Origin of the sequence: Burkholderia sp. AU32262 (genome assembly GCF_020419985.1) — a bacterium.
In the GTDB taxonomy this organism is placed as follows: Bacteria; Pseudomonadota; Gammaproteobacteria; order Burkholderiales; family Burkholderiaceae; genus Burkholderia; species Burkholderia semiarida.
Genome location: NZ_JAIZRS010000007.1, coordinates 189,290 through 208,540, shown reverse-complemented (window position 1 = coordinate 208,540; position 19,251 = coordinate 189,290). Strand labels below are relative to the sequence as shown.

Genomic DNA, 19,251 nt, shown 5'->3' with positions numbered 1-19,251 from the left:
ACCGACGTTGCCGATGACAGCCGCCCACGAGCCTTCTTCCCCGCCGTCCCTCGACGCTTCCCCCGGCCGCCCCGCGGCGCGCCTGATCCTCGCGCTGCTGCGCGAAAGCCGCGTGTCGCTCACGCTGGCGCTCACCGCGTGCGTGCTGAACGGCGTCGCGAGCGTGCTGCTCGTCGCGACGCTGAACCGCGCGCTGTCGCAACCGGGCGCCGCCGACGCGGCGCTCGCGTGGCGTTTCGCGCTGTGCGCGGTGATCGCGCTCGTCACGCGGATCGTGTCGGGTACGCTGTTCGCCCGCCTGTCCCAGGACACGATGGCGCGGCTGCGCGTGCATCTGGCGCGGCGCGTCGGCGCGGCCGAACTGCGCGACATCGAGCGCATCGGCGCGGCGCCCGTGCAGTCGGTGCTGACCGACGACGCGACCAACGTGTCGATGCTGTTCTTCGCGCTGCCGAACCTGGTCATGCACGGCTCGATCGTGTTCGGCTGCCTCGGCTATCTGGCGTGGCTGTCCTGGCCCGTGTGCCTGCTGGCGCTGGCCGCGATCATCGCCGGCTCGCTCGGCTATCACACCGGCGACCGCCGCGCGATCGCGGCGCTCGAAGCCGCCGGCCAGGCGCAGGACCGTCTGTTCGGCTATCTCGGCTCGCTGTTCTCCGGCGCGAAGGAACTGAAGCTGCACGATGCACGCGCCCGCCAGTTCGTCGACGGCCAGCTCGGCGCCGCGATCGGCGAGGTGCGCGACCACCGCCGCCGCGCGTTCAGCGCGTATGCGGTCGGGGTCGGCTGGATCATCTTCCTGTTCTACGTGTTTCTCGGCGTCGCGTCGTTCTGGCCGCAGCTCGGCGTGCATGCCGACCCGGCCGCCGCCGCCGCCGGCTACGTCGTCGTGTTCCTGTTCATGCTCGTACCGCTCGACGGCCTGCTGAACAACCTGCCGACCGTCAACGCGGCGCGCGTGTCGCTCACGCGGATCGAAGGCGTGATGGCCGAATTCGGCGCGCTGCGCACGGTGCCGCCCGCGGCCGATGCGCCCGACGTGCCGCCGGCCGGCGCCGTCACGCTGCGCGGCGTCACGCATGCGTATTTCCACGAACGCGACGAACGGATGTTCAGCATCGGGCCGATCGACCTGACGATCAAGCCGGGCGAGCTCGTGTTCATCGTCGGCGGCAACGGCAGCGGCAAGACGACGCTCGCGAAGGTGCTGACGGGGCTCTACGAGCCCGAGCAGGGCACGATCGAGGTCGACGGCCGCACGATCGGCTGGCGCGAGCGCGCGGCCTACCGGCAGCGCTTCAGCGCGGTGTTCAACGATTTTCACCTGTTCGATGCGCTGCTGGGCATCGTCGACCCCGACGATCCGTCGCGCGCGCAGGCCGATGCGCGGGCCAACGCGCTCGTCGCGAAACTCGCGCTCGACCACAAGGTGAAGGTCGTCGACGGCGCGTTCTCCACGCGCGCGCTGTCGACCGGGCAGCGCAAGCGGCTCGCGCTCGTCGTCGCGTATCTGGAGGATCGTCCGTTCTACCTGTTCGACGAATGGGCGGCCGATCAGGATCCGTCGTTCAAGGCCGTGTTCTACGAGCAACTGCTGCCGGAGCTGCGCGCGCGCGGCAAGGCCGTGATCGTGATCACGCACGACGACCGCTACTTCGATCTCGCCGACCGTCTGCTGAAGCTCGACAACGGACGCATCGTCAGCGATACGCAACCGGCGCGCCTGCGTGCGCAGGATGGCGTCGATGCGCTGAGCGCGTAACCCGACACGACCGTCGACGAGAAAAATCGCCGGCACGCTGCATTCATTGGCAGTGTGTCGGCGATTCTCGTTTCAGCGGGGGGAATGTTGCTGACGCGTGGTGAAAAGAAAAGGTGGAAACCGCGCGTCGTGAGGTCGGTCGCAACGCCCTGCCCGTCAAACGCAGCATCGTCCACGGCTCGAAGCGCGCCGCGCGCTCAACGCACGGCCGGGAGCTTCAGCATCGTATCGGTCATCACGTCGGCCAGCTTCAGCGCCGACATCGGCCCGCCGAACCCCCAGATATTGCGCTCGATCAGCGCGATCCGATGTGCTTTCAACGTGGGCACGAAACGCCACACCGGCGAATCGAGCTTCGCCGACAGCGGCACGTCCATCCCCGACGCGGTCACGAACAGCACGGCCAGGTCACGCTGCCGCAGCAGATCGGCCGACGTCACGTACAGCGTGCCTTCCCGCGTCGGCTTCTTCGGCCACGGATCGAGCCCGAGCGCGCGCGCGAGGCCCGCCGACGTGCTGTTGCCCGTATAGGCCCAGTAACGGTCGGGCAGGCCGAGATCCTGCAGCAGCGCGACGCGCTCGCCGTGGCGGCCCGCGGCCGCGAGCCGCGCCGCATTGCGCGCGATGCCGGCGTCGAGTTGCGCTTCGACTGCCTGCGCGCGCGCATCGCGGCCCGTGACCGCACCGATCGTCCGGAAGATCTGGCGCATCCAGTCGAGCTGCGTGACGGGCACGCCGCCTTCGGACACGTTCGGGCTGAACTGGAACAGGATCGTCGGCGCGATCCGGTCGAGCGCATCGAAGATCGGCGCATGCCGGAAACCGACGCCGATGATCAGGTCCGGCTTGACCGCCGCGATCGCCTCGAGCCCCGGCTCCTGCCGCGAGCCGATGTCGGTCACGTGCGCGAGCTGCTCGCTGCGATAGCCGAGCCAGCCCGGGTAAAACGCGGTATCGGCCATCCCGACCGGCACGAGGTCGAGCGCGATCACGCTTTCCGCGAACATGAAGTCGAGCGCGACCACGCGCTGCGGCCGCACGGGCATCTTCGTGCTGGCCTGCGACACGACGGGATTGCCGGCCAGCGACACGGCGCCCTGTGTACCACGTGCATCGCCGGCGACGGAAGCCGCAGCGGCCGATGCGGAAAACGCGCCGCAGCACGCGGCGCCGAGTGCCGCCGCGAGCGCGCCGAGCGCGTGACGGCGGCCGGCGTGCGTCACCGGCACGCGTCCTGCTCGGCCAGCGCCGCGTCGTCCATCGTCAGTAGCAGGGGGCAGCTTCCACACAGTTGCGTTTCTCCAGGAATTTCGTAGCGCAGGCAGCACACGCGGCGCGCGCGAAACGGCGTCGGCAGCAGCGGCGAGCGCGGCACCGCATCGCGCACGGGCTGGCGCAACGGATTCGATTCGCCGCGCACGCAGGCCGAACCGAACAGCCAGTCCGCATCGCGGACGGGATCGGCCGCGCACGGCAGCGAACGATACGTATCGAGCAGATAGTCGAGCAGGTTGCCCGCGTTGCTCCACAGCACGCGCGGCGTGACGCGGCCCATCGCCGCGAGCCGCTCGATCACCGCGCCGAGATGCGCGATGAGCCCCGCATAGCGCGGCTCCGGTTCGTCGCACGGCGCGCCGAGCGCATCGTTCGCGAAATACAGCGCGGCCGGCATCCCGTCGTCGAGCGCGACGAACGTGCGCTCGGGCGTCATGTCGAGCGGCCGGCCGAGCGTCAGCGCGGCGACGACGCCGGCCGGCGCCGCGCGGCCGAAATAGTATTTGCTCCATTGCGACATCAGCGCGCGCGCATGCTGCGCGGGATCGCCGCCGTAATGGTCGACCATCGCGGCGAGCACGGCGTCGCGATGCGCGGGCAATTCGGCGACGGGCACGACGATACGGCCCGGCGCATGCACGTGTGCATCGTCGGGCATGCCGAGCCAGACGACGTCGAGATGTTCGGCGAACGGTTGCGGCGCGAACGCCGAAAAGCGCGTGGCGCGCGCGCCGTCGAGCGCGGGCGTCATCGCCCCGCGCGCCGGGCGCGGCGCCCCTCGAGGATCAGCAGCCCGAGCAGGTACGGCGCGCCGATCAGCGCGGTCAGCACGCCGGCCGGCACTTCGCGCGGCGCGACGACCGTGCGCGCCGCGAGATCCGCGACGCCGAGGATCAGCGCACCGCACGCCGCCGCGAGCCACAGCCGTGTGCGATGCCGGCGCGCGCCGAGCATCGTCGCGACGTGCGGCGCCATCAGCCCGATGAAGCCGACCGGCCCGACCGCCGCGACGGCCGCGCACGCCGCGAGCGTAGCGATCGTCAGCGCGAGCGGCCGCAGCGCGGCCACCGGCAGGCCGAGCGCGGCCGCCTGATCGTCGCCGAGCGCGAGCATGTCGAGCGGCTTCGCGAGCCACGCGAACACCGGCACCGCAAGCACGCACCACGGCAGCAGCATCGACACCTCGCCCCAACTGCGGCCATACGTGCCGCCGACGAGCCACACGACGAAGCGCGCGGGCTGCACGCTTTCCTGCGTGATCAGCCATTGCGCGAGCGTGGTCCACAATGCGCCGATCACGATGCCGGTCAGCGCAACCGCGAGCGGCGCGTAGCGATGCCGGTGATTCAGCGCGAGCGTAATCGCGAGCGACAGCCCGCCGCCGGTCAGCGCGGCGGCGGCAAGCGTCACATGGCCCATCAGCGGCCACGTCGACAGCGCGAACAGCGTGACGAGCCCCGCGCCCTGCGTGACGCCGAGCACTTCGGGGCCCGCGAGCGGATTGCGTACGACGCTCTGCATCGCGACGCCGCTGACGGCCAGCAACGCGCCGGCGAGCAGCGCACACAGCAGGCGCGGCATGCGCAGGTCGATCAGCATGCGCGCGAGCGCATCGTGACCGGACAGCGCCGCCGACCAGCGCGCGGGCGACAGCCACTCGGGGCCGGCCGACACGCCGACGAAAACAACCAGCACGCCCGCCCCGACGAACAGCACGCTGCGCAGCGGCCAGCCGAGCCGTTCGAGCCAGCCGACGAGCCGCGTCGAGCCGCCGCCCGTCGCGCGTTCGGCATCCGCATGCAGCACGCCCGACCAAGCGGCGCCGCGCCGGATCATCGCGAGCATCAGCGGCGTGCCGACCAGCGCGATCGCAACGCCGGTCGACAGCGTCGCGTCGAGCCCTGACGCGAGCACCGCGCTGTCGGTGACGAGTACGAGCGCGCCGCCGGCGAGCGCCGACAGCGGCACCAGCACGCCGAGCCGCGCCGCGCGCGCGCCGCGTATCTGGCGCAGCAGATTCGGCGCGACGAGGCCGACGTACGACAGCGGGCCCGCGATGCTGACGGCCACGCTCGTGAACGCGACCGCGACGATCGTCGCGGCAAGCCGCGTCGCATCGACGCGCACGCCGGCCGCGGCCGCCGCATCGTCGCCGAGCGTAAGCGGATTCAGCGGCCGGATCACGAACGGCAGCGCGGCGAGCGGCACGACGAGCCAGCGCGCGGCGAGCGCGAGGCCCGTCGCGCCCGGCTGGTACAGGCTGCCGTTGGTCCACAGCGCGGCGCCCGCGATGTTCTGCTCGAAGAACGCGAGTACGAGCGTCGACAGCGCCGCGAACAGCAGCATGCACACGCTGCCCGCGAGCACGAGCCGCAACGGCGTCGCGCGCCAGCCGCCCGCCGCGACGATCGCGCACGCGGCGGCAGCGAGCCCGCAGACGAACAGCAGCGGCACCGACGCGACACCGGCCAACGCCGGCACCAGCATCGCCGCGAGCAGGCCGAGCTGGGCGCCGCCCGTCACGCCGAGCAGGTCGGGCGACGCGAGCGGATTGCGCGTGAGCGATTGAAACAACGCGCCGGCGATGCCGAGGCAGCCGCCCGCGACGAGCGCGGCCGCGACGCGCGGCAGATTCAGGTCGAACAGGAACACGTGCGCGAGCGCGGCGGCATCGCTGCCGGGCGCCGCGTCCCACCACACGCGCAGATCGGGGGCGATCCGTAGCGCGGCGAGCAGCGCGATGAGCACGACGAGGCCGAGCGCAATCGCGCCGGCCCGCCCTTTGGCCGCGCCCCTGCCCGTCGCCGCGAGGCGCTTGCGCATCGCGAACGTCGTCATACCGCGAGATCCCGATCGAAAACGCCGGCCGCCTGCGGCGCGCCGTCGGTCGACGGCCCGTAGGCCGGCACGCACATCGGCGCGCCCGTCTGCGGATGCGCGAGCTTCAGCATCTCGACGCCGAACGCCGCACGCAGCCGCGCCGGATCGAGCATCGCGTCGGGCGTGCCCTGCGCGACGAGGCGACCCGCGCGCATCAGCACGATCTCGTCGCTGTACGCGGCCGCCTGGTTCAGGTCGTGCAGCACCCACACGATCGTCAGCCCGCGCGCGCGGTTCAGCGCACGCAGCGCATCGAGGATGTCGAGCTGGTGATGAATGTCGAGGTAGGTCGTCGGTTCGTCGAGCAGCACGATCGGCGCCTGCTGCGCGAGCGCCATCGCGATCCACGCACGCTGGCGTTCGCCGCCCGACAGCGCGCCGACGTCGCGCTCCGCGTCGCCCGCGAGGCCGCTCGTGTCGAGCGCCTCGTCGATCGCCGCATGATCGGCCCGCGACAGGCCGCGCAGGAAGCCGCCGTACGCATAGCGCCCGTACGCGACGAGCTCGCGCACCGTGAGGCCCGACGGAATCTGGTTGAACTGCGCGAGCATCGTCAGCTCGCGCGCGAGCGCGCGGCGGCGAAACGACGCGAGCGGCCGGCCGTTCACTTCGACATGGCCGGCACGCGCGGGCTGCAGGCCCGCCAGCGTGCGCAACAGCGTGCTCTTGCCGCAGCCGTTCGGTCCGCACAGCGCGGTTACGCGGCCGGCCGCGATCGACAGGTCCAGCCCGTCGATCACGACATGGTCGCGATATCCCACCGACAGCCCGCGCGCGGCAAGCGCGGCGGTACTACGCGTCATCAATCCTCCGTTCGGTCGCGCGGGACCGTATAACTCTGCGCCATCGCGACGACGACCTTGCGCGGCCCCTCGAACGGGTCGCGCGCATGCGCGCTCAGCATGTTGTCGAGCATCAGCACGTCGCCGGTGCGCCACGGGAACACGATGCGCTGCTGGTCGAGCACGCCGCGGATCTGCGCGAGCGCGTCGGCCTCGAGCGGTTCGCCGTCGCCGTAATACACGTTGCGCGGCACGTTCTCGAGCCCGACCGCGTCGACGAGCGCTTCCTGCATGTCGTCGTCGAGCGCCGACAGGTGAAACAGGTTCGCCTGGTTGAACCATACGCGATCGCCCGTGCGCGGATGACGCGCGACGGCCTGGCAGCGTTCGCGTGTGCGCAGCAGCAATTCGCCGTCGTCGTCGGTGCGCCATGCGCATTCGATCCCGCGCGCCGCGCACATCCGCTCGACCTCGGCCGGCTCGTCGGTGCCGAACGACTGCTGCCACGGCAGGTCGAGCCCCTGCCCGAAATTGCGCACGTACAGCAGCTCGCGCTTCTCGAAGCGCGCGACGAGCGCGGGATCGAGCGCGCGATACACGGCGCGGCTGTCCGCGATCGGCGTCGCCCCGCCCTTCGGCGCGGCGAGCGCGCAGTGAAACCAGATGCGCAGCGGCCATTCGCGCGTGTACGACTGCTCGTTGTGCAGCGGAATCGCGCGGTGCGGCGGGTATTCGGTCGACGTGTAGACCGCGCCCTCGACCTGGCTGCGCGGCGTCGACGCGTATTCATAGCCGATCAGCGGATCGCCGAACGAGGCCGCGAATTGCTGGAATGCGTCGATCGACGGCACGCGAAAGCCCGTGAACAGCACGCCGCCCGTCCTCTCGAGCGTGTCGGCCGCGATCTCGCGCGCGAGCGGCGCGACCTCGTCGATCGACATCCCGTCGTTGCCGCGCGGCGACACGACGGTGGGCAGTCCCGGCTCGATACGCAGGTCGTCGAGCGTCGGCAACGAAAGCAGGGTCATGCAACGTCCTCTTCAGGTGGCGCGCCGCGCATGCGGCGCAACGGGTCACGACGCGCGCGTCGCGCGCTCGCCGTCCATCGCGCGGCGCAGGCTCGCGGGGCGCATGTCGGTCCAGACGGTCTCGATGTGCGCGAGACAGTCAGCCTTCGGGCCGCTCACGCCCACTTCGCGCCAGCCGGCCGGCACGGGCCGGAACGTCGGCCAGATCGAATACTGTTCTTCGTCGTTGATGACGACCGTATAGACGAGATCGTCGGTGTCGGCGGAAGGCGTCGGGGCTTGCGTCATGATCGGAAATCGCTGGGCGGTTGAAGGAGGCGGAGCGGCGAATTCGGCCGCTCCTGTCTGATAGACGGTTGGCCGGCGCGTTTTTTTACCGCCGCCGCGCGCGGCCGCCCAGGAACACCGGGCAGGCGACGCCGCGATGGCACGCGTCGAGGCATTCCGCGCAGTGGCGCTCCGCGTCGCGCACCATGAAATGCACGAGCGTCTGCGACACGTTCAGCGCGCGCGCCGCGGTCTGCAGCGTCTCCTCGCGCAGCCGCACCATCTCGAATGCGGCCCGGCTGCGCGCCGGCAGATCGTCGAGCGCGGCCCACACGCGCCGCAGCGTGTCGCGCGTCATCAGCGCGGCTTCCGGCGTCGGCTCGGGCGACGGCACGTCGAAGCCGTCGTCCTCTTCCGTGTGATAGATGTTTTCGAGGCTTTGCCGACGGCACGCGTCGATCGACGCATTGCGCACCATCCGCGTCACGTACGCGACCGGCTGACGCACCGCGTCCTGGTTCGGGAATTCGACGAGCTTCACGAACACGTCGTGCACGACGTCCTCCGCGCGGCTCGCGCAGCCGACGAAGCCGCGGGCGACGTTGACGAGCATCGCGCGATGCGAGATCAGCACGTCGAGCAGCGCGCCCTGCGCACCGGGCTCGGCCGCCCGGCGCGCACGCGGCGCGGCGCGCGGCGGCAGGTCCGGATAACTGCCGAGGAACGGGTTCGCCGCTGCCGCCGCCGGTCGGTCGAGCACTTCCGCCATCGCCATCGATCTGCTCCGTCAAATTCCGAGATAGCGCAATTTAACGTAAACGCAAATCATTCTCAATCCGATTACAGGATGACCCTTCCGATTGTCGGGATTTGTCTGAACAATCGACGGAATCCATGTTTTGACGGATGGGACGCATCCGGCCGCACCATCTGGCGGCGAGTTTGAAAAAACGCCGACACGCCGCCGTTTCCCTTGATCCGCGTGCCGCCGCTTCGGCCGTGCCCGCCGCCGTCCGCCGTCAGTAGATAAACAACCGAATCGTCGCCGTCGCGTCGAATCGTCCGATCTTCGGCGGACCGAACGACTTCAGCACCGCGTCCATCAACACGCTCTGATTCATCACGTTGGACGCGAACTGAGCCAGCGTGAACTGCTGGTTGAACGGAATGGCCCTGCCCTGGCTGTCCTCGATGCCGATCCCGAAATTGCTGTCCTTCGCCGGCACCAGCAAACCGTTCTGGACCGGAAAACTCGTTTCGAAATACCCGTCCACCCGCACCGCGACGTTGCACTTCTTGGTCAACGACAACGAGAACCGCTTGCGCGGCACCGCCGGCAGGAAGCCGCTACCCGCCGCCTGCACCTGTCCGAAATTGACGATGCCCGGTTCGGGCGTCACCAGCACGTCGACGAAGCACGGCGTCGGCTTGAGGTTGCGCAGGCCGCTCAGGCGGTACTGGAAGCTCGTGCCGAACGCATTCAGTCCGAACTCGCCGTCGAACTGGAACACCGTATAGATATCGCTCGGCGGCTGGACCCAGTTGCCCTTCTTGCGCACGACGACCTGGTAGTCGATGCTGATGTTCGTGCGCTGGCAACGGCCCCGATCGAAGTCGTACCGGCTGCACGGCGGCACCGCATACCCGGTAAACACCCCGCCGCCGCGATTGCTGGTCTTGTCGAAATAATCGACGCCCTTGTAGCGGATGCCGATCTCGAGCCCCCATGCGGCAGGGTCCGTGCGATTCGGATTCGCGTAGAAGTAAATGTTGTCGACGACCTTCAGGCTACCGGCGTCACCCAGATCCTTGTAGCAATACCCCGACGTCGTGCGCACCGGCGACACCCAGATCACATAGCCGTCCGGCGCATCGGTCGGGTACGACGCCACGCCGCCGATCGGCTCGGTCAACGAAGTCGCGCCACTGTTGGTCAGGCAGCGCAACGCCCACGCCGGCTGCGCCGCCGCGACCAGCAGCGCGAGGACGACCCAGCGCAACCATGCCGCCGGCGACACCCGGTGACGCATGCCCCCGCTCATCGCTTCACGCTCTTGCACACACCCGCGTCGCACGCATATTCGACCGCCATCTGGCCACCGTAATCGTCGATATGCGTGACGAACAGCGTCGACGGCGTCGCCGCCTTGAAAGGCACGTCGGCCGTGCTCATCGGGCTCACCATCACCGGCTCGATCGGCACCGGCGTCTTCTGCGCGCCCGCGCTCACGTCGACGACCGTCACGTGGTACGGCGTCGGGTTGTCGAACACCAGCCTGTGCGCGGCCGCGTCGACGCGCAGCGTCATCGGCAGCGTCCAGTCCTCGTCGCGGGCGGGTTGCACGGCCTTCGGCCGGTAGAACAGCTTCATCTGCGTATGCAGCGCGATCTGCAGCGTGTTCGGCGTGTCGGTCTTCGGCGGCACTTCGCGGATGTTCAGATAGAACACCGTTTCGCGATCGGCCGGCAGCTCGGCGCCCGGCAGCTTCGCGATTCGCAGCACGTTGCGCTCGTTCGCCTCGACGCGCTGCAGCGGCGGCACGACCATCAGCGGCGACGTGACCCTGTTGCCCTTCGCGTCCTCCAGCCACGACTGCACGAGATACGGATACGTCGTGCTCTTGTTGGTGATCGTCACGATCGCGGCCTGTTCGCCTTCGTTGAAGATCACGCGCGTGCGATCGGGCACGATCGCCGCATGGGCGGCGCCCGCGAGCAGCGCGCCGGCGGCCGCGAGCACGCACAGCGCGCGCCGCGGGAAAGAAAGGGCAAAGGAATTGTTCATCGCTGGATCCGTGAAATCATCGTTCGACGCGCGCGGCCGCCGCATGCGACTCGCCGGACGTCCGGCACGTCACCGGAATCGGCGTGCCTTCGAGTTGGAGCTGGCTCGGCAGTGCGTCGATCGTGCAGAGCGTCCGTTCGCCCGCCCGCACCGCCAGCGTGGATTTCGGCTGAACCTGGGTCAGGAACGCCGCACCGCCCTCGCCGACGATGCCGAGTTCCTTGCCGTTCGCCGCGTCCTGCACCGACGCGCCGAACGGCAGCGGCTTGCCGGCCGCGTCGGTCAGCGTCAGGTACAGATTGCTGCCGCGCGCGGCGGAGAATTCGACGAAGCCGATCGCGCCGTCGGTCAGCACCATGCGCTGGATCGGGTTCGTCACCTGCACTTCGAGCGGCAGCTTCTCGACGTTGACGGTCGCGTCGTACACGTTGTACGGCGAGATGCCGTCGAGCACCGCGTAGCCGCGCGAATCGGTATGCGCAAGCGTGCCCGACAGCGGCACGTCGGGTACGCCGTCGGTCGACACCAGCAGCCGCGTGTCGCCCGCATTGCCGTTCGCGTGCGCCGACACGCCGTACTGCGTCGCGACGAACGAGCCGTCGACCTCGAGCGACGCGGCCGCATACGCATTGGCGAGCGTCGATGCCTGCGCGGTGAGCTGGTACGCCGACGTGCGCTGGCGGAAGCTCGCGTTCGCCGATGCACGCCCGTCGGTCTCGCCCGCATTGACCTGATACGTGCGGCCGGCCGGATCGTCGTAGATGTAGCCGGCGTTCACGCTGGTGCTGCCGCTGCCCGTCGTCAGGTTCGACGTGACGGTGTGGCGGCCGCCGATCGGCAGCGTCGCGGTGACCGAGAACTGATTGCCGCTCGCGCCCGCGCTCTGCGTGCGAAATGCCGACACGCTGACGTTCAGGTTGCGCAGCGTGCCGATCGAGAACGCACGCGTGAGCGTCAGGCCGACCCGCTGCTCGGACGCACGCGCCCAGTAGGTCGTCTGGTCGTACGAGAAATAGGTCGACGTGTCGCCGAAGCGCTTCGACAGCGTCGCCGAATAGCGCTGCTTGCTGTTGGCGAGGCCGTACGCGGTCGGATCGCCCGAGAATTGCGCGAAGTTCGTGTACTCGCGTTCGGAGAAGCGGTAGCCGAAAAAGCGCACGTCGGCATCGAGCCCGTCGAAGTGCTTCGAATAGTTGATGCGATACGAGTTGCCGTTGCGTGTCGCGCCGTTCCACCACAGGCGCGCCCGCGCGTGCGTGACGTCGGCCGACACCGCGCCGAACGCGCCGAAATCGCGGCCGACGCCGAGCGCGACCGACGTGTAGCCCGACGCAGCGATGAAGCCGCCATAGGCCGTGATGTCGAACGGCAGCCCGTACGCGATCTCGCCGAAGCCGAAGAACGGCGCGATGCCGGCGCCGCCGAACAGGCGCGGCTTGCCGACCGCCGCCTTGTAGCGCAACTGCCCGGTGCGCGCGAGGAACGGCACGGCGGCCGTCGTCACCTGGAAGCGCTGCACGCTGCCGTCCTCTTCCTCGACCGCCACGTCGAGCGTGCCCTGCACGCTCGTATTGATGTTCTGCAGCGCGAACGCGCCCGGCGACACGCGCGTCACGTACAGCACGCGGCCGGCCTGCGACACCGTCACGGTCGCGTTGGTGCGCGCGACGCCCGAGATCAGCGGCGCATAGCCGCGCAGCGACGGCGGCAGCATGCGGTCGTCGCTGCGGATCGACGCACCCGTCAGCGCGAACGTGTCGAAAATGTCGGAGCTGAGGTAGTCGTCGCCGAACGTCACCGTCGACTCGATCGACGGCAGCGCGCGAAAGGCATACAGCCGGCTGAAGCGGAACGTGCGGTCCGCGTACGCGGTATTCCCCACGTTCGATTGCGCCTGGTAGTCGCCGCGAAAGCGCCACGCATCCCAGTTCGCGCCGACCGTCCCGTACGCCTGGATCGAATTCGTCTGGCCGCCGCCCGAGCCGAAGTTGCGGTTCGTGTTCGCGATCACGCGATAGTCGAGCATCGCACCCGGAATGCCTTCGGACCAGCGCGCCGGCGGCAGGTAGGTCGAATCGGTGAACTCGAGCGCCGCCTGCGGAATCGTGATCTTGAGCCGCCCGTCGCTTTTCAGGTAACGCACGGTCGCGCCCTCGATCGCGCCGAGGTCGACGCAACGCCCACCCTGGAAGCGCGGCAGATCCTTCACGAGCGACGGCTTCAGCCCGAACTGCGCGACGAGCTCCGGCCGCAGGCACGGCTTGCCCGCGCCTGATGCGTCGAGCGCGATGAACTCGATCGATTGCAGCCCGTAGAACAGGTCGTTGACCTGCACGTCGAGCATGTATTCGCCCGGCAACGTGAAGTCGGGCTGCGAGAACTGCGACAGGTCGACGTTGTTCGTACCGCCGATGTCGAGGAACGACGAATTGAATTCCGTCGCCTGGCTCTGGCTGCCGACGACCAGCACGGAGACGCAAAGGAAGGAATGTCTGATTCGCACGCGGCGCTACCGGGAGTCCAGGGAGAAGGAAAACGGGGGAAAGATGACGGAGGAAGGGGCGCATGCCTCCCTCCTCCGATACCGACGCTTACTGGTAGCGGACCGTGAAGTTCGCGACGCCGTCCGCGGTACCCGGCGTCACGCCGGCTGCCGTCGCTTCGTACATCGCCGCGAAGCGCGCGATGTTCGTGCCGTTCTGCAGCACCGTCGGCGCCTTCTGCTCGGCGCCGTTGTCGAGGTACTCGCCCGACGCGGCCTGCAGGCGGATGCCGACGTTGGTCGCCGAACCGATCGTGGCGAGCAGCTTCGGCTGGCCGGCGCTCGACGTACCCGTGAACGTGAAGTACGCGTTCTTCGCGACGCTGGTGTCGCAATCGGTCAGCTTGATGTCGAAGTTGGTCGGCGTGGACTTGTCGCCGGCCTGCTTGAACACGTTGGTCGGCACCTTGCCGAGGTTCACGGTCTGGTTGACCGAGCCCGAGTCGATGCCGCATGCGCCCGCGACGATCTCGCCGGTGAAGTTGATCGTGCCGGTGCCCGCCGCGAAGGCCGAGGTGGACAGGGCCGCGAGTGCGACAGCGGTCAGGATGGTTTTTTTCATGAAGTTTCCCGTAAGGAGTGCAAATGGAATGAATGACGTGGCGGACGCAAACGGCAGCGTGTGGTGGCTCCCGTCCGTCACGAGGCGGCATTATCGAGATAACCGTGAAAGATTTCTGTAAATCATTGTCAAATCCGTCTGACAATGTTCGATTTACGCCTCTAAACCCTCATTCTTTCCTTTCCATTTTCAATTATCGAATTTTCATCCGCAGTCCTTTTTTATTTTTCGGAACTGGTTGAAGATTAAGGGAATTTCTTGCCGATAATCGCTGGCGCGCCGCCAGCCCTTGCCTGCATTGGTTTGCATGGGAGCATCATTCAAAAGACAAAACATTGTCCAAAGCCGCCACCGTTGTCATATCGCAACGCGAATATCACGCCATTTTCAACTGACAGGAAATTAACGACGGCATTCCATCGACATGGATTTATCGCGCAAACGATTGCGAAAAGTATACAAACGTTTTACCGCGACACTTTGTCGCCGCCATTAATTCCAATGCATTGATTAATTCGATCGTCAATTGCCGATCGTGAAACCGCATGCAGGCGCGGCCGCTGGAACGCGGCTGGCATGCCGGATTGGGCGAAATGAAAAGCGCGGAGACGGTCCGCCGAACGGTGAAAGGGAGCGCCGACGACGATCGGCGGCACGGCGGGCGGTACGCCCTGTCGAAGCGGCGGCCGAACGTCGAAGCGCGTGGCCGCCGTGAAGTCGCCCGACACGCCGCGGCGTCGGGCGACGAATCGCACGTCACGCGGAAGCCGCGGCCTCCGCCGTTGCCGGCGCCCAGCCGCCGCCGAGCGCACGGTACAGCGCGATCGCGTTCGCGAGCCTGAGCTGCCTGAGCCGGATCAGTTCCTGCCCCGACTCGTACGTGCTGCGCTGGGCGTCGAGCAGTTCGAGATAAGTCGCGACGCCGCCCGCGTAGCGACGCTCCGCCAGCTTCAGCCGCGCGCCGTCCGCCTCATATACATCCTGCTGCGCGGCGAGCTGCCGGTCGATCCAGTCGCGCGCGGCGAACGCATCGGCCACTTCGCGAAACGCGGTCTGCACCGCCTTCTCGTATTCGGCAACGGCGATGTCCTTGCGTGCGTTGGCGACGTCGAGGTTCGCGCGATTGCGGCCGCCCGCGAAAATCGGCAGCGTGATGCGCGGCGCGAACGTCCATACGCTCGTGCCAGCCGCGAACAGGCTCGAGAACGCGTCGCTCACCGAGCCGTAGTCCGTCGTCAGCGCGATGCGCGGGAAGAACGCCGCGCGCGCCGCGCCGATGTTCGCGTTCGCGGCCTTCAGCCGTGCCTCGGCCTGCCGAATGTCCGGCCGCCGTTCGAGCAATGCGCTCGGCGCACCGGGCGCCACGGGCGCGATCGACAGCGCGTCGAGTGCGGTCGCGTCGCCGGGCACGCTGCGCGCGAAGTCGCCCGCCAGCAATTGCAGCGCCCGTACGGCCTGCGCATGCTCGCGCTGCAGCGCGGCCTGCGACGCGCGCGCGGACGCCACCAGCATCTCGGCCGAGCGCAGCTCGATCGCATCGCTGGTGCCGGCCGCATAGCGGCGTTGCGTGAGCGCGGCCATCCGCTCGCGCGCATCGAGCGTGCGCTGAGCGAGCGCCAGTTGCTCGTGCAACGATCGTTCGGAAACGTATGCGCCCGCCACTTCGGCGATCACGCCGATGCGGACCGTGCGCTGCGCGTCGGCCGTCGCGAAATACTCGGCGAGCGCCGCGTCGGACAGGTTGCGCACGCGGCCGAACAGGTCGAGCTCGTATGCGCTGACGCCGACGCCCGCGCGATACAGCCCGCTGATCGCGCTTTCGCGCACGACCGGATCGTACTGGCGCGCGCGTTCATAGCCGAGATTCGCATCGACCGACGGCATCAGGTCCGCACGCTGCACGCCGTACAGCGCGCGCGCTTCCTCGAGCCGGCCGGCCGCGATCCGCAGGTCGCGATTGTTCGCGAGCGCCGCGTCGATCCACGCCTGCAGCGCCGGATCGGTGAAATACGCATGCCAGTCGTCGAGCAGCGCCGTATCCTGCGCCGCGGCCGACGCGCCGGCCGGTGTCGTACCGCCGTCGACCGGCGCATAGGTCGCCGGCACCGGCGCCGCCGGGCGCTCGTAACGCGGCGCAAGCGAGCACCCGGCGAGCGCGAGCGCGGCGGCGAGCGCCGCCGGAAGCCGCCGCGCGGCGCGTGCATTCAGCGCGAACATCATGGTTGCGAACCCTCCATCGTCGTCGGCTGCGCGCCGCCGCGCCGGCGCGGGCCGACGTCGAACAGGCGGCCGACGATCACGAAAAACAGCGGGACGAGAAACACCGCGAGCACGGTCGCCGTGATCACGCCGCCGAGCACGCCGGTGCCGATCGCCGTCTGCGCGCCGGACGCGGCGCCTGATGCGAACGCGAGCGGCAGCACGCCGACGCCGAACGCGAGCGACGTCATCACGATCGGCCGCAGCCGCAGGCGCGCGGCCTCGAGCGCCGCGTCGACGAGCGACATGCGCTGCGCGACGAGATCCTTCGCGACTTCGACGATCAGGATCGCGTTCTTCGCGGACAGCCCGATCGTCGCGATCAGCCCCACCTTGAAATAGATGTCGTTCGGCATCGCGCGCAGCGTGACGCCGAGCACCGCGCCGATCACGCCGAGCGGCACGACCAGCATCACCGCGAACGGAATCGACCAGCTCTCGTAGAGCGCCGCGAGCGCGAGGAACACGACCAGCACCGACAGCGCGAACAGCATCGGCGCCTGCGCGCCCGACAGCCGCTCCTCGAACGACTGCCCCGACCATGCATAGCCGATGCCGGCCGGCAGTTTCGCGGCGATCCGCTCGATCGCGCTCATCGCCTCGCCGCTGCTGTGGCCGGCCGCGGCCGAGCCGTTGATCGTGAACGACGGATAGCCGTTGTAGCGCGTGAGCTGCGGCGGCCCGAGCGTCCAGTGCAGCGTCGTGAACGCCGCGAGCGGCACCATCTCGCCGCGCGCGTTGCGCACGCGCAGCTTCTTCACGTCGTCCGGACCGAGCCGGTGCCGCCCGTCGGCCTGCACCATCACGCGCCGCACCTGCGTGCCGTGCATGAAATCGCCGATATAGTCGGAGCCGAACATCACCGCGAGCGTCGTGTTGATCTCGTCCATCGACACGCCGAGCGCGGACGCCTTCGCGCGATCGATGTCGAGCTTCAGTTGCGGCGCGTCCTGCGTGCCCGCGAACATCAGATCGGTGAGCGCACGATCCTTGCCGCCCGCCGCGAGCAGTTGCTCGCGCGCGGCGCTGAACGTCGCGTAGTCGAGCCCGCCGCGGTTCTGCAGCCGGAAGTCGAAGCCGCTCGACGAACCGAGATCGGGCAGCGCCGGCGAGTTCATCGCGAACACCGTCGTGTTCGGCGTGCCCGCGAAGCGTTCGTTGATGCGCGCGACGATCGCTTGCACGTGATCGCGCGCGGCCTTGCGCGCCTTCCAGTTCTTCAGCGTGACGAAGATCATCCCGCCGTTCGGCCCTTCGCCGTACAGGTTGAAGCCGCCGAGCGCATAGGTATAGGCGGCCGGCTCGTCGCGGCGGATGGCCGACTCGACTTCGCGCACGCTCTGCATCGTTTCCGCGAGCGGCGTGCCTTGCGGGCGGATCACCATCACCATGAAGTTGCCCTGATCCTCGTCCGGCAGGAACGCGGTCGGCAGTTGCGTGAGCATCAGCGCGGCGGCCGCGGTCAGCGCGCCGTACACGACGAGCCAGCGTACCGGCTTCTTCAGCATCGCGCCGACCCCCGCCGCGTAGCGCTGCGTCGCCCGCGCGACGAAGCGGTTGAACCCGCCGAAGAAGCCGCGCTTCTCGTGATGGTCGCCGGACACCGGCTTGAGCAGCGTCGCGCACAGCGCGGGCGTCAGCGACAGCGCGAGGAAGGCCGAGAAGCCGATCGACACCGCGAGCGACAGCGCGAACTGCCGATAGATGTTGCCCACCGCGCCGCCGAAGAACGCCATCGGCACGAACACCGACGTGAGCACCACGGTGATCCCGACGATCGCGCCGCTGATCTGCCGCATCGCCTTGACGGTCGCGTCGTACGGCCCGAGCCCTTCCTCGACCATCAGCCGCTCGACGTTCTCGACGACGACGATCGCGTCGTCGACGAGAATGCCGATCGCGAGCACCATCCCGAACATCGTCAGCACGTTGATCGAGAAGCCGGCCGCGTACATCACGCCGAACGTGCCCGCGAGCGCGACCGGCACGACGAGCGTCGGAATCAGCGTCGCGCGCAGGTTCTGCATGAACAGGAACATCACCAGGAACACCAGCACGCCGGCCTCGATCAGCGTCGTGACGACCTTGTTCATCGACACGCGCACGAACGACGACGTCTCGTACGGGATCTGGTATTTCACGCCCGGCGGAAAGTACTTCGACAGCTCGTCCATCGTCGCGCGCACGCGCTTCTCGGTGGACACCGCGTTCGAGCCCGGCGCGAGCTTGATGCCCATCCCGGTCGCGACCTTGCCGTTCACGTACGACGGATAGTTGTAGTCGTTGCCGCCGAATTCGATGCGCGCGACGTCGCGCAGGAACAGCGCGGAGCCGTCCGGCCGCGCGCGCAGCGCGATCGCGCCGAAATCGGCCGGCGTCTTCAGCGGCGCGTCCGCGAACACGGTCGCCGCGATCGGCGCGCTGTCCGGCACCGCGCTGCGGCCGATGTCGCCGATCGTCACGCGCGCGTTGTGCGCGCGCACGGCCGACGCGATGTCCGACGCGGTGAGGCCGTGCCCGGCCAGCTTCACCGGGTCGGGCCAGATCCGCATCGCATATTCGGCGCCCCAGAACTGCACCTTGCCGACACCCTCGACGCGGCGCAGCGCCTGCACGACGTTCGCCGACGCATACTCGCCGAGCTGCACGTCGGTCATCCGGCCGTCGTCGGACGTCAGCGACACGACGAGCTGGATGTTGTCGGCGGCCTTCTCGACCTGGATGCCGTCGCGGCGCACGGGCTCGGGCAGGCGCGCATCGACCGTCTTCAGCCGGTTCTGCACTTCGACGGCCGCGAGATCGGCGTTCACGCCCTGCTTGAACGTCAGGTACAGCGACGCCGCCCCGGCGCTGCTCGTCGCGGACGTATACAGCAATCCCGGCGCGCCGTTCATTTCGCGCTCGATCAGCGCGGTCACCGATTCCTCGACGACCTGCGCGGACGCGCCCGGGTACGCCGCATAGATGCTGACGACGGGCGGCGCGATGTCCGGGTACTGCGCCACGGGCAGCGCGCGGATCGCGAACAGGCCGCCCAGCATGATGAAGATGGCGATCACCCACGCGAAGACGGGGCGATCGATGAAGAAACGTGCCATGTTGGTTTGAA

General features: G+C 68.8%; 14 protein-coding genes. 1 reads left to right on the top strand and 13 read right to left on the bottom strand.

Annotation, left to right across the window (positions count from 1 at the left end):
• Positions 1 to 13: 13 nt before the first annotated feature.
• Positions 14 to 1,762 carry a cyclic peptide export ABC transporter gene (locus tag LGN10_RS11075; RefSeq protein ID WP_226223301.1) on the top strand — a complete coding sequence of 583 codons (1,749 nt, stop codon included), beginning with the start codon at positions 14 to 16 and terminating at the stop codon, positions 1,760 to 1,762.
• A gap of 197 nt (positions 1,763 to 1,959) precedes the next feature.
• Here LGN10_RS11075 and LGN10_RS11070 read toward each other — a convergent pair whose 3' ends face one another.
• From LGN10_RS11070 to LGN10_RS11010, 13 genes are all read right to left on the bottom strand, one after another.
• Positions 1,960 to 2,985: an ABC transporter substrate-binding protein gene (locus LGN10_RS11070; protein WP_226223391.1), complete on the bottom strand. Its 1,026-nt coding sequence runs from the start codon at positions 2,983 to 2,985 to the stop codon at positions 1,960 to 1,962.
• The gene (gene fhuF, locus LGN10_RS11065) at positions 2,982 to 3,788 is read right to left on the bottom strand and encodes a siderophore-iron reductase FhuF (RefSeq protein WP_226223299.1); all 807 of its coding nucleotides are present in this window, start codon (positions 3,786 to 3,788) and stop codon (positions 2,982 to 2,984) included. The genes LGN10_RS11070 and fhuF overlap by 4 nt, the downstream gene beginning before the upstream one ends.
• Positions 3,785 to 5,875 carry a Fe(3+)-hydroxamate ABC transporter permease FhuB gene (fhuB, locus tag LGN10_RS11060; RefSeq protein ID WP_226223297.1) on the bottom strand — a complete coding sequence of 697 codons (2,091 nt, stop codon included), beginning with the start codon at positions 5,873 to 5,875 and terminating at the stop codon, positions 3,785 to 3,787. Before fhuB ends, fhuF begins: the two co-directional genes overlap by 4 nt.
• Positions 5,872 to 6,720, bottom strand: coding sequence for an ABC transporter ATP-binding protein (locus LGN10_RS11055; protein ID WP_059584107.1), 849 nt, complete (start codon positions 6,718 to 6,720; stop codon positions 5,872 to 5,874). The genes fhuB and LGN10_RS11055 overlap by 4 nt, the downstream gene beginning before the upstream one ends.
• Positions 6,720 to 7,727, bottom strand: coding sequence for a TauD/TfdA family dioxygenase (locus LGN10_RS11050; RefSeq protein ID WP_226223295.1), 1,008 nt, complete (start codon positions 7,725 to 7,727; stop codon positions 6,720 to 6,722). The genes LGN10_RS11055 and LGN10_RS11050 overlap by 1 nt, the downstream gene beginning before the upstream one ends.
• Before the next feature lie 45 nt (positions 7,728 to 7,772).
• Complete coding sequence (locus LGN10_RS11045) at positions 7,773 to 8,015, bottom strand: MbtH family protein (protein WP_006476052.1); 243 nt, start codon at positions 8,013 to 8,015, stop codon at positions 7,773 to 7,775.
• An 85-nt stretch (positions 8,016 to 8,100) separates the two neighbouring features.
• Positions 8,101 to 8,769, bottom strand: a complete 669-nt coding sequence (locus LGN10_RS11040; protein ID WP_226223293.1) for an RNA polymerase factor sigma-70 — start codon at positions 8,767 to 8,769, stop codon at positions 8,101 to 8,103.
• A gap of 244 nt (positions 8,770 to 9,013) precedes the next feature.
• On the bottom strand, positions 9,014 to 10,036 hold the full coding sequence (locus LGN10_RS11035) for a fimbrial protein (RefSeq protein ID WP_059584112.1): 1,023 nt from the start codon (positions 10,034 to 10,036) through the stop codon (positions 9,014 to 9,016).
• Entirely contained in the window at positions 10,033 to 10,779 is a 747-nt protein-coding gene (locus tag LGN10_RS11030; protein WP_226223291.1) for a molecular chaperone, read from the bottom strand. The genes LGN10_RS11035 and LGN10_RS11030 overlap by 4 nt, the downstream gene beginning before the upstream one ends.
• A 16-nt stretch (positions 10,780 to 10,795) precedes the next feature.
• Positions 10,796 to 13,249, bottom strand: coding sequence for a fimbria/pilus outer membrane usher protein (locus tag LGN10_RS11025; protein WP_226223390.1), 2,454 nt, complete (start codon positions 13,247 to 13,249; stop codon positions 10,796 to 10,798).
• A 121-nt stretch (positions 13,250 to 13,370) separates the two neighbouring features.
• On the bottom strand, positions 13,371 to 13,883 hold the full coding sequence (locus tag LGN10_RS11020) for a fimbrial protein (protein ID WP_059584116.1): 513 nt from the start codon (positions 13,881 to 13,883) through the stop codon (positions 13,371 to 13,373).
• Between the two features lie 756 nt (positions 13,884 to 14,639).
• Positions 14,640 to 16,100, bottom strand: a complete 1,461-nt coding sequence (locus LGN10_RS11015; RefSeq protein WP_226223388.1) for an efflux transporter outer membrane subunit — start codon at positions 16,098 to 16,100, stop codon at positions 14,640 to 14,642.
• Positions 16,100 to 19,240: a multidrug efflux RND transporter permease subunit gene (locus LGN10_RS11010; protein WP_226223289.1), complete on the bottom strand. Its 3,141-nt coding sequence runs from the start codon at positions 19,238 to 19,240 to the stop codon at positions 16,100 to 16,102. Before LGN10_RS11010 ends, LGN10_RS11015 begins: the two co-directional genes overlap by 1 nt.
• Positions 19,241 to 19,251: the final 11 nt, after the last annotated feature.